Genomic DNA, 11,360 nt, shown 5'->3' with positions numbered 1-11,360 from the left:
ACACCGCACTGGCCGGCGAAGTGGCCGGCGCCGTGAAGACGGCCCGGGAGCGCGGCTGGCTGGAGGCCGAACCCGTCATCACGCGGCCCGCGAGCATGGCCAACGACGTGCGCCGCATCGTGCTGCGCTCGACCACCGAGAACGAACGCGTCGAACTGCTGCTGGACCGCACGAGCGGCCAGCTCACGCGCCTCACGCCGCCGCGCGAGCCGACGGCCGACCTCTTCTCGCCCATGGAACCCTTCTCCTTCAAGGCATCGGATGGTCTCATCGTGCATGGCTATCTCGTGCGGCCGCTCGGGGTAAAAGGGCCCGCGCCGCTGGTGGTCGACATCCACGGCGGCCCCTGGAGCCGCGACTCATGGCAATCTGCCGGCTTTACACCCACGCAGATGCTGGCGAACCGAGGCTATGCCGTCCTCAACGTGAACTACCGCGGCTCCGGCGGCTACGGGCGCGCCTTCATGATGGCGGGCGCGCGCGAAACCAGCGGCCGGCTTCAGCGCGACATTGCCGAGGCCGTGCAATGGGCCATCGACCAGGGCGTGGCCGACCCCAAGCGCATGGCCGTGCTCGGCGGCAGCTTCGGCGGGTTCTCGGTGCTTGCCCAACTGATCCATAAGCCGCACGACTACCGGTGCGGCATCGACGTGGTGGGCGTCGCCAACTGGCCCCGCGTGATCGAGAACTGGCCGCCCTTCTGGCGCAACCGCCACTACTTCGCACTCTTCTACGGCGACGTGAACAAACCGGAGGARCGCGCACGCATGCTGCAGGACTCGCCCATCTCGCAGATCGACCGCATCACCGCGCCGTTGCTGGTGATTCATGGTGCCAACGACGTACGCGTGCTGCGGCAGGACTCGGACGACGTGGTGGCCACGCTCCAGAAGCTCGGCCGGCCGGTCGAGTACATGAGCTTTCCCGACGAGGGGCACAGCGTGCGCAAGTGGCGCAACCGGCTCGCGCAATGGCGAAAGATCGAGGACACCCTGGCGGTGTGCCTTGGCGGGCGCAGCAACGGGTTCGACTTCTACGAACTGATGCCCCGGCAATAGTCCTCGTGGCGCCGGGGCGCGGCGCGGCCCTTTTTTCAGCCGCCGCTGCCGTGGTCCTTCGCCGCCCCGCCGCCGATCATCAGCCAGGCGCTCAAGGCGCTGAGCACGGCCAGGCCCGCGCTCAGCAGCATCACCCAGCGAAAGCCCGCGACGAAGGATTCGGCCACGGCCTTTTTCAGGGCCGCGGCGGTGGCCGCATCGACGCCCGGCGGCAGCGCGGCGCCGGCCAGCTTGCTGCGCTCGCCTTCGAGAAATGCCGTCGCCTCGGGCGATGCGCCGATGCCGCGCAGGTTGTCAACCAGCGCGCCGTCGAAAGCCCAGGCCATGACCACGCCGAACACCGCAATGGCCAGCACCGCGGCCGCGCGCGACACCGCGTTGTTGACGCCCGAGGCCACGCCGGCCTGCTCCGGCCCCACGGCGTTCATCACCGTGGTGGTGAGCGGCGCCACGGTCACGGTCATGCCGAAGCCCAGCACCACCACCGCGGGAAAGAAGCCGCGCCAGTAGCTCGCTTCCACGCCGGGCACCGCAAACAGTGCGAAGCCCGCCGCGGCAATCGCGGGGCCGATCACCAGCGGCAGCCGCGGGCCGAAGCGGTCGACCAGCTGCCCGGCCCAGCCCGAGAGCGCGAACATGATGAGGATGAAAGGCAGCAGCGCCGCGCCCGCCACCGTGGCCGAGTAGCCCTGCACCTGGATCAGGTTGAGCGGAAAGAAATACAGCCCGCCGCCGAGCGCCGCATACAGCAGCAGGGTCAGCAGGTTGGCGCCGCTGAAGTTGCCGATGCGCAGCAGCGCGAGCGGCAGCATCGGCGTGCGCGCACGGCGCTCCACGGCAATGAAGCCCGCGCTGGCGGCGATGCCGATGCCCAGCGCCGCCAGAACCGCGGGCGAACGCCAGTGCTGCGTGGGCGCCTCGATGAACGCATAGACGATGCCGCCGAGGCCGGCCGTGGCCAGCAGCGCGCCCACAAGATCGAGCCCGCCGCTGGCCGACGAGCCGCGGCTCTCCGGCACGTGGCGCCATGCGATCCACAGCACCAGCAGCGCCATCGGCACGTTGATGAGGAAGGCCCAGGCCCACGAGAAGTGATCGACCAGGAAGCCGCCGAGCACGGGTCCCGCGGCCGCCGTGATGCCGCTGAAGCCCGACCAGACCCCGATGGCCTTGCCGCGCTCCTTCTCGGGAAATGCGGCGCTGATGAGCGCGAGGCTGCCGGGCACCAGCAAGGCCGCGCCGATGCCCTGCACCGCGCGCGCGGCAATCAGCTGCTGCACGCTGCCCGAGAGCCCGCAGGCCACGGAAGCAAGGGCGAAGATGCCCACGCCGATCGCAAAGATGCGGCGCCGCCCGAAGTGGTCGCCGAGCGCGCCGCCCACCAGCAGCAGCGCCGCCAGCAGCAAGGCATAGGACTCGACCACCCACTGCGCCTGGAACGCCGTGGCCCGCAAATCGGCCTGGACGGCCGGCAGCGCCACGTTGACCACCGTGCCRTCGATGAAGGCCATGCTCGAMCCSACGATSGCCGCGGCCAGCACCCAKGGCTTGGACACGTCGGGACAGGCGCCCTCCTGCGTCTTGGCGCCATGCAGGATCAATACGTTGTCGCAGGGTGCCTTGCCGATCTGTGCCATGGTGAGCTCCGATCTATCTGGAAGCAGATGCTTGTCTTGCTCCTTCCCCCTCCGGGGGAAGGTCGGGATGGGGGCTGCTCGCAACTGGGCGCCATGCATCGATGAGCGCCGTCGTGCCCCCACCCCGGCCCTCCCCCGGGAGGGGAGGGAGAAAGAGAATCAGGCCGGACATAAGGTCGCGGACGGATTCGCCCGCGCCGCATCCACGCTGCGCGCAATGGCCGCGGCCGCCGCGGCGGTGACGCGCTGCGCGCCCTGCGCCACCGCATCGATGCCGCCTGCGACCGCTTCGCCCGCGTCCAGCTGACACACCACGGTGCGCGGCTCGTCGGAGCGCCGCAGCGTCCAGTTGAAGCCTGCATCCACGCGCCCGCCGTCGACCGCGTCGAACCGCCGCACCTGCACGGCGATGCGCCACACGGGCTGAGCGGACGGGCGGCCGCCCTTGGTGACATCGAGCGCACCGAGCCGCGCCGCGATGCCGCTGGCCAGCGCGTCCTGCAGCTCGTTCTCGAACGACGCGGCCCAGCGGTGCTGCTCGAGCACGTCGACCTGCACGCTGCCGCCCGGCCGGCCCACCACCATCTGCGGCCGCGCGAGCCGCTCGGGCACCGCCACCGGCGCCAGCTCGATGTAGAGCGGCGCGGCGGTGCCGAGCGTCGACGGGGCCGCCTCCGCGGCCGGCACGGCGCTGGCCAGCGTGTAGTAGCTGTCGGGCTTGCTCGCGCAGCCTGCGAGGACCGCCAGCACCGCAATGGCCGCAAGCGGAAGCAGCGTTTTCCTGTTCTTCATTTCTTGTCGTCCGGTTTGCCGCGCAGGAGCGATTCGGGATGCCGCTCGAGGTAGTCGGTCAGCACGCGCACCGAGCCCGCGGCGCGCGTGAGTTCGCGCAGCGTCTGGCGCATGTCCTGCTGCAGCGGAGAGTCGTCGGCCAGCGTGCGCTCGGCGCTGTTGACGGTCTTGCGCACGTCCTTCATGGCGGCGGCCAGTTCGGGCGTCAGGTCGGTGTTGATGCGATTCACCGCCTGCTCGGTGCTGGCCAGCGTCTTGTTGAGCGAGGCGAGTGTGGTGCGCAGGTCGGCCGCAATCTGCTCGTAGGGCACCTTGTTGAGCTTGCTTGCGATCTCCTGCACCTGCGACTGGATTTCGTCGAGGCTGTTGGCAATGGTGGGCAGCTCGATCGGGTTCTTCGTCACGTCGATGCGGGCCGGCGGCGCCTTGGGAAAGAAGTCGAGCGCCACGTACACCTGCCCGGTCAGCAGGTTGCCGTTGCGCAGCTGCGCGCGCAGCCCCTTCTCGGCCAGGAAGCGCAGCCGCTCCTGCTGGGTGGCGCGCGACTCCACGCCGCTCTCGCCCGCGCGGCGGCGCAGCCGGTCCGGATAGACCTGCACCAGCACCGGCATGCGGAACTCGCGCTCGGCGCGGTCGAACTCCACGCCGATCGACTTGACCTCGCCGATCACCACGCCGCGGAAATCGACCGGCGCCCCCGGCGTGAGGCCGCGCAGCGACTGGTTGAAGTACATCAGCAGCGTCTGCGGCGGACCGTCGGGTTCCTTCATGGCCGCGGTTTCGTCCTGCGCCAGCGTGAAGGCCGTGTTCTCCTTGGCCAGCGGGCCCATGGCGTCGTCGGGCGCCTGGAAGGCGATGCCGCCGAGCAGGATGGTGGCGAGCGACTGCGTGCGCAGCGTGAAGCCGCTGGCGCTGAGCTGCGCGTCGATGCCGCTGGCCTGCCAGAAGCGCGTGTTGACGCCCACGAACTTGTCGTAGGGCGCATTGACGAAGATGCGCAGCGTCACGCCGCGGCCGTCGCCATCGAGTTCGTAGGCGGCCACCTGGCCCACCTTGATGCGCCGGAAATACACCGGCGAGCCCACGTCGAGCGAGCCCACGTCGGTGGCGCGCAGCAGGAACTGCTGGCCCGAGGCATCGCGCGTGACGATCGGCGGCACCTCCAGTCCCTTGAACTCGCTCGCGGTCTCGTTCGACACGCCCGCGTCGGCGCCGATGTAGGCGCCCGACAACAAGGTGCCCAGGCCCGAGATGCCCGAGGTGTCGAGCCGCGGCCGCACCACCCAGAAGCGCGAATCCTCGGCGGTGAAGCTCTCGGCTTCCTTGCTGAGCTGCACGGTCACGCGCACATGCGAGCGGTCGCGCGCGAGCTTCAGGCTCTGCACCGTGCCGATCTGCAYGTCCTTGTACTTGACGGCCGTCTTGTTGGCCTCCAGGCCCTCGGCCGTGTTGAAGGTGAGCACGATCTCGGGCCCGCGCTGCATCAGGATCCGGACCACCAGCATCACGCCGACCAGCGCGGCAACGATGGGGATAAGCCAGATCAGCGAGGGCAGCCATTCGCGCCGGCGCACCACGCGCGGCGCAGGAAGCCCGGGCGGGGGGGATGGATCGTTGGGGGGTCTGGCTTCGTCGTCGCTCATGCTGGCTTGTGTTCCCTGTTGTCGCGTGCCGGTTCCCGGCGTTCCCGTTCGGCTTCCTGCTGCTGCTCCTGCCGGCTGTCCCAGTTGAGCCTGGGGTCGAAGCTCAGCGAGGCCAGCATCGTCAGCACCACCACCGATCCGAAGGCCGCAATGCCCACGCCCGCGTTGATGACCGCAAAGCCCTGGATCTGCACCAGGCCGGTGAGCAGCGACACCACGAACACGTCGAGCATCGACCAGCGGCCGATGATCTCGATGATGTGATAGAGCCTGGCCCGCTCGGGCCGGCGCCAGCTGCTGCCGCGCTGCGCCAGCAAGGCCAGCAGGATCAGCACCGTGAGCTTGAACAGCGGCACCAGGAAGCTCGCAATGAAGATGATGGCCGCGAGCCCGTAGGCGCCCGACACCCAGAAGTAGATGACGCCGCTCAGGATGGTGTCGTACTGCGCGCCGAAGAGCGTGCGCGTGATCATCACCGGCAGCAGGTTGGCCGGGATGTACATGATGCACGCCGCAATGAGGAAGGCCCAGGTGCGGTTCAGGCTGTAGGGCTTGCGCGTGTGCAGGTGCGTGCCGCAGCGCCCGCAGGGCTCGCCCTCGGCGGCGCCGCGCCAGACGGCATCGCAATGCGGGCAGGCCAGGAGGCCCAGCGCGCTGGCCGTGGCCATCGGCGCTTCGGCGTCGTCCGGCGCCTGGAATTGGCCTGCGCTCACGCGGCCTCCCTGCCGGGCTCGCCGGACTCGCCGGGCGGGCGAAAGGTCATTTCCCAGAAGGCATTGGGATTGAACGAGAGCACCGCGGTGAGCAGCACCGTGAGCGCCATGAAGGCCCACAGCGCCGACCCCGCCACCACGCTCGCCATGCTCGAGAGCTTGACGATCGCCACCAGCACGCCGAGCAGGAACACCTCGATCATTCCCCAGGGCCGCAGCATCTGCATCGCGCGCACCAGGATCGCAAAGCCGGCCGGGCGGCGCTCGCGGCTGAGCGGCACCAGCAGGTAGGCCAGGATGCACAACTGCATCAGCGGAAAGAGCAGCGTCGTCGCCAGCACCAAGAGCGCCACCACCGACATGCCCTCGCGGCTCAGCACCAGCACGGCGCCGGCCAGCGTGGTCTGGCTGCGCAGGCCCTGCAGCTCGATCTCGACGATCGGGAACAGGTTGGCAATGGCAAACATGATCAGCGAGGCCACCGTCAGCGGCAGGATGCGGCGCTGCTGGTCGCCCGCGTGGCGATAGAGCTCGGTGCCGCAGCGGGCGCAGCGCGACACCTCGCGCGGCTTCAGGGGCGCGCGGCTGAAGACCGCATCGCAGCCCGGGCAAACCACGGTTCCAGGTACTTCCGTCATAGGGGCGTACCCTAACCTATTCAGCCGCCCTGCCCCGTCGTCTTCAGCCGCAGGCTGCTGAAGACCGCCGCCAGGCCCGCGCAGCAAGCCGCCAGCACCAGCGCCACTACCGGCCCGCGGCCGCCATGCGGGGTCCAGATGCTGAACACGCCGGCCAGCACCACCGCGCCCAGCGTCTGCCCCGTGAGCCGCGCCGTGCCCAGCATGCCGCTGGCCGCGCCGCTGCGGTGCGCCGGCGGCGAGGTCACGATGGTGTGGTTGTTCGGCGACTGGAACAGGCCGAAGCCCAGCCCGCACAGCGCCATGCGCCAGGCGATGTCGGCATTGCCCGGATGCGCCGGCAGCGCCGCCAGCAACGCCAGGCCGATGGCGAGCAGGCCGAGGCCAATGCCGCCCAGCAGCCCGTCCGGATAGCGCCCGATCAGCCGGCCCGCGATGGGCGCCATCGCCACGATGGCCAGCGGCCAGGCGGTGATGAGCAGCCCGGCCTCGATGTGGCTGCGGCCGTACACCTCGAGCAGCAGGAACGGCAGCGCAATGTAGGCCAGCATCTGCGCGCAGAAGGCCGCCACCGACGTGCCCATGGAAAGCGCGAACACCGGAATGCGCAGCAGGTCGATCGGGAACAGCGGCACCGCCAGCCTGCGCTGGCGCCGCAGATAGACGAAGCCCACCGCCACGCCGGCCAGCAGGATGGCCCAGGCCGAGGCCTGCGCGCCGCCGGGCACGCCGCCCTCGCGCACGCCCAGCCGGTCGACGCCCAGGAACACCAGCGAGAACATCAGCACGTTGAGCGCCACGTCGATCGGCGAGAAGCGCAGGCCCGCCGCCGGCGCCACGCGGTTGAACGGCAGCGCCTTGAGGCCGAGCGCCAGCGTGATGGCGCCCAGCGGCACGTTGATGGCAAACAGCCACGGCCACGAAGCCACCGAGAGAATGGCGGCCGCCACCGAGGGCCCGGCCACCGAGGACGTGGCCACCACCATCGAGTTGATCGCCATGCCGCGCCCCAGCAGCGCCGAGGGAAAGGTCAGCCGCACCAGCGCCGCGTTCACGCTCATGATGCCGGCCGCGCCCAGGCCCTGGAAGGTGCGCGCGGCAATCAGCGTGGCCAGCGAATCGGCAAAGGTGGCGCCGATCGAGGACACCGTGAACACCGCCATGCCCACCAGGTAGACGCGGCGGTAGCCGACCAGGTCGCCGAGCGATGCCAGCGGCAGCAGCATCACCAGCGTGGCGATCTGGTAGGCATTGACCACCCAGATCGCATGCGAGGGGCTGGCCTGCAGTTCGCGCGCAATGCCCGGCAGCGCCAGGTTGACGATGGTGCCGTCGAGCACCGCCACCATGATGCCGAGGATGATCACCAGCATCGCGCGCTGGCGCGCGGGCTGGTCCAGCCCGTCGGCGGCCTGCCCGGCGTTGCCCTCGACCGCCGCCGCGGCTTGCATGTGCGCTGCGCCGCTCACGCCTCTTGCGTCCTGCGCGTGGGTTCGGAGCGCACGCTGCCCAGCGTGAGCCAGGTCAGCACCAGCGCGATCAGCGCGCCGCCGGCCATGCCGGCCACCATCGGCAGCGGGCGGCCGTCGGTGAAGAGGCCCACCACCGCCATGGCCAGTGCGCCGGTCAGCATCTGCAGCGTGCCGAGCAGCGCCGAGGCCGTGCCTGCGATGGCGCCGTGCATCTCCAGCGCCAGCACGCCGGTGGTCGGGATCACCAGGCCCATGAAGCCGGAGGCGATGAAGTACAGCACGATCAGCACCCAGAGGCTGTCGCCGCCCGCGGCAAAGTACGCGAACATCGCCAGCATCGCCATGCCCGAGGCCACCACGCCGAACTTGACGAGGCCCACCAGCCCGAAGCGCTCGCCCAGCGAACCGGTGAACTGCGAGGCACCGATGAAGGCCGCCGCATTCACGCCGAAGGCCACGCTGTAGAGCGCGGGCGACAGGCCGTAGTGGTCGATCATCACGAACGACGAATTCGCCAGGTAGGTGAAGAAGCCCGCCATCGCAAAGCCGCCGATGAACACCAGCCCGAGGTAGTGCCAGTCGCGCAGCAGCACCCCGTAGGCCGACAAGGCGCTGCCGAGGCTGCTCTCGACGCGCTCCGAGGCCGGCCGCGTTTCGCGCAGCTGCGTGACCATCATCGCAAGGCCCGCCACCGCGGCAATGGTCACGGCCCAGAACACGCCGCGCCAGCCCGCCACCGCGATCACCGCGCTGCCCGCGAGCGGCGCGAGGATCGGCGACACGCTGAACACCAGGATCAGCAGCGACATGAGGCGCGCGGCATCGGTGCCGGTGTGCAGGTCGCGCACCACCGCGCGCGGAATCGCCATGCCGGCCGCCGCGCCCAGGCCCTGCACGAAGCGCAGCGCGATCAGCGTGTGGATGTCGGTGGCCAGCGCGCAGCCCACGCTCGCCAGCGCGAACAGCACCAGCCCGGCGTACAGCGGCGGCTTGCGCCCGACCATGTCCGAGACCGGCCCGTACAGCAGCTGGCCCGCGCCCAGCGAAAGAAAGAACGCCGTGAGGCTCATCTGCACCGCGCCGATGTCGGCGCGCAGCGCCTGGCCGATGGCCGGCAGCGCCGGCAGGTACATGTCGATGGCGAAGGGCCCGATGGCCGAGAGCAGGCCCAGCAGCAGGGCCATCTTGAAAAAGGGAGACGAAGAACGCATTGGAGCGATTGTCGCCAAGCGCGGCATCCGGTGCAGGCGTGGGGTCGCCGCATCGCTGTTGCTAATTCTGCGCAAAGAGTACGACCTTCGTATTCACGCCATGCGCATGCACGATTTTCGACATACGCAAGGAGGCAAACGCCCGCTACGCTATCGCCTTTCCGGCCGGTTTTGCACAACGAATCACAACATCGCATCCAGGAGAAGCACCCCATGGCCCTCGCCCGAACGATCCATGCCGACCTCTTTCGCGTCTTCCTTCTGACCCTGGTGTCGCTCTTCGCCATTCCGGCGGCGACGCTGGTCTTCACGGAGTACGCGCTGCGCACGGAGGACGCCGAATTCCTGCAGGCGATCGAGAAGCGCATCGCCTCCGACACCAGTCTGTCCGCCGGCAACAAGGCGCAGGCCACCGAGTTCTACCGCAGCCACCCGCTCTCCAAGGCCTGCAGCGCGACCGCGCCCGAAGACAAGAACTACCACGACAAGGTGTGCAGCCCCTACTCGATGCACTGGCAGTTCCACTGGGCCGACCGCGCCGCCGGCTGGACGCTGGTTCTGGGCGCCGCCCTGCTCGCGGCGGCGCTGGTGCTGGGCGCATTGGCCTTTGCCAACCGGGGCCTGCGCTATGCGAGCTTCGTGGCGGGCTGGCGGCTCATGACGGTGTCGAGCGCGCTCGAGGTCGCGCTGCAGGGCGCGATGCTGGTGTGGCTGTCGTTCTGGGTCACGGCCTACTTCTGGCACAGCTACTACGTCAAGCTGATCATCATCGCGGGCATCGCGGCCGCGGTGGCCGTGTTCTATGCGATCTACACGCTGTTCAAGAAGCTGCCCTTCGGCAACGAGATCGAGGGCGAAGTGGTGGCCGAGGCCGATGCGCCGCGCCTGTGGGAGCGCATCCGCCAGCTGGCCGCGCGCGTGAAGACCGCGCCGCCCGACCAGATCGTGGCCGGCATCGACACCAACTTCTTCGTCACCGAGGCGCCCTGCGACGTGGGCGGGCGCACGCTGCAAGGCCGCACGCTGTTCGTGAGCATTCCGCTGCTGCGCGTGCTCGACCAGTCCGAGGCCGACGCGGTGCTGGCGCACGAGCTGGCCCACCTGGGCGGCGGCGACACCCGCAGCAGCGCGGCGCTCGGCCCCAAGCTGCTGCAGTTCGACCAGTACACCTGGAAGATGCGCGACGGCGGCCTGAGCATCGTGGCGCACTACCTGCTGCGCCTGTATCGCATGATCTTCGCCTTTGCCCTGGCGCGCGACAGCCGCGAGCGCGAATACAAGGCCGACAGCGTGTCCGCGAGCCTCACGGCGCCCGGCGCCATCRTGCAGTCGCTCATCAAGATCGCGGCCTATGCGAGCTACCGCAACGATGTCGAACGCAAGCTCTTCGCGCAGGACCGCCAGCACGACGGCGCGCTCGGCATCGCGGGCTTCGTGGCCGCCGGCCTGCCGCCCTATGCCAGTTCGGATGCGTTCGTCGAAACCATGAAGACCGCCGACGTGCCGCACCCCTACGACAGCCATCCGCCGCTGCTCGAACGCATGCGCAACGTCGGCCACCATGTGCCCGAAAGCGCCTACGGTGCCATCGTCGCGACTGCGCCCGCGGCCTCGTGGGCCGACGACATCGAAACCGCCGCCGCCATCGAACAGCGGCTGTGGAGCGACTACGAGCAGCGCTTCGTGCAGAACCACGAACTGAGCCTCGCCTACCGCTACGAACCGGCCACCGAGGAGGAGCGCGCCGTGGTGCTGCGCCACTTTCCGCCGGTTGCCTTCGCGCTGAAGAACGGCGAGAGTATCGAGGTGAGCCATGCGGGCCTGCGCCAGAGCGTGGATGGCGGCTCGACCGTCGGCTGGGACGAGGTCAAGGACCTGACCTTCCAGGACAACACCTTCGGCGACCTGCTGGTGGTCACGCACCACGACAAGGGCATGCTCGGCGCGCGCACCACCAAGCTCAAGGTGGGCGGCCTCGGCAAGCAGAAGGAGAACTTCAAGGGCGCAGTGGGCCGCTACTGGCAGCGCCACCAGATCATGCGGGCGCAGCAGCAGCAACAGGCCTCGCCCGAGCCCTGAACGAACCGAAAGGCGCTGCTCAATACAAGGTGGCGCGCTGCCGCGCCGGCAGTTCGCGGTCGTAGCTCTCGCCGTCGAAGGCGGCATCGGTCAGCGCCGACAGGATGGCGCCGGGCG

9 protein-coding genes and 1 pseudogene are annotated in these 11,360 nt (G+C 69.6%); 2 read left to right on the top strand and 8 right to left on the bottom strand.

Annotated features, from left to right (window positions below; all coding sequences use genetic code 11):
- Positions 1 to 1,058, top strand: a 1,058-nt coding sequence (locus tag AC1DOC_RS05555; protein WP_478129506.1) for an alpha/beta hydrolase family protein, incomplete at its 5' end; no start/stop codon positions are given.
- Positions 1,059 to 1,093: 35 nt separating this feature from the next.
- Here AC1DOC_RS05555 and AC1DOC_RS05550 read toward each other — a convergent pair.
- The 7 genes from AC1DOC_RS05550 to AC1DOC_RS05520 all read right to left on the bottom strand — a co-directional run bounded on the left by AC1DOC_RS05550 (position 1,094) and on the right by AC1DOC_RS05520 (position 9,137).
- On the bottom strand, positions 1,094 to 2,695 hold the full coding sequence (locus tag AC1DOC_RS05550) for an MFS transporter (protein WP_027729605.1): 1,602 nt from the start codon (positions 2,693 to 2,695) through the stop codon (positions 1,094 to 1,096).
- Between the two features lie 159 nt (positions 2,696 to 2,854).
- Entirely contained in the window at positions 2,855 to 3,487 is a 633-nt protein-coding gene (locus AC1DOC_RS05545) for a PqiC family protein (RefSeq protein WP_027729604.1), read from the bottom strand.
- Positions 3,484 to 5,130: a PqiB family protein gene (locus AC1DOC_RS05540; RefSeq protein WP_478129505.1), complete on the bottom strand. Its 1,647-nt coding sequence runs from the start codon at positions 5,128 to 5,130 to the stop codon at positions 3,484 to 3,486. Before AC1DOC_RS05540 ends, AC1DOC_RS05545 begins: the two co-directional genes overlap by 4 nt.
- A complete protein-coding gene (locus AC1DOC_RS05535) occupies positions 5,127 to 5,843 on the bottom strand; it encodes a paraquat-inducible protein A (protein ID WP_027729603.1) in 717 nt (238 codons plus the stop codon). Before AC1DOC_RS05535 ends, AC1DOC_RS05540 begins: the two co-directional genes overlap by 4 nt.
- Positions 5,840 to 6,481: a paraquat-inducible protein A gene (locus AC1DOC_RS05530; protein ID WP_027729602.1), complete on the bottom strand. Its 642-nt coding sequence runs from the start codon at positions 6,479 to 6,481 to the stop codon at positions 5,840 to 5,842. Before AC1DOC_RS05530 ends, AC1DOC_RS05535 begins: the two co-directional genes overlap by 4 nt.
- Positions 6,482 to 6,501: 20 nt before the next feature.
- A complete protein-coding gene (locus tag AC1DOC_RS05525) occupies positions 6,502 to 7,932 on the bottom strand; it encodes an MFS transporter (protein ID WP_027729601.1) in 1,431 nt (476 codons plus the stop codon).
- 14 nt (positions 7,933 to 7,946) lie between these two features.
- The gene (locus AC1DOC_RS05520; RefSeq protein ID WP_027729600.1) at positions 7,947 to 9,137 is read right to left on the bottom strand and encodes a multidrug effflux MFS transporter; all 1,191 of its coding nucleotides are present in this window, start codon (positions 9,135 to 9,137) and stop codon (positions 7,947 to 7,949) included.
- Between the two features lie 240 nt (positions 9,138 to 9,377).
- Here AC1DOC_RS05520 and AC1DOC_RS05515 point away from each other — a divergent pair, with 240 nt between their 5' ends.
- Complete coding sequence (locus AC1DOC_RS05515) at positions 9,378 to 11,243, top strand: M48 family metallopeptidase (protein WP_478129504.1); 1,866 nt, start codon at positions 9,378 to 9,380, stop codon at positions 11,241 to 11,243.
- A 19-nt stretch (positions 11,244 to 11,262) separates the two neighbouring features.
- On the opposite strand, the pseudogene AC1DOC_RS05510 reads toward AC1DOC_RS05515, so the two are convergent.
- Positions 11,263 to 11,360 (bottom strand): annotated as a pseudogene (locus tag AC1DOC_RS05510) (pyridoxamine 5'-phosphate oxidase family protein); the annotation flags it as partial.

This window comes from Variovorax sp. 01T439_2, assembly GCF_056398445.1.
The sequence above is the reverse complement of the archived record's forward strand: the minus strand, read 5'-3'. Positions and strand labels throughout refer to the sequence as shown.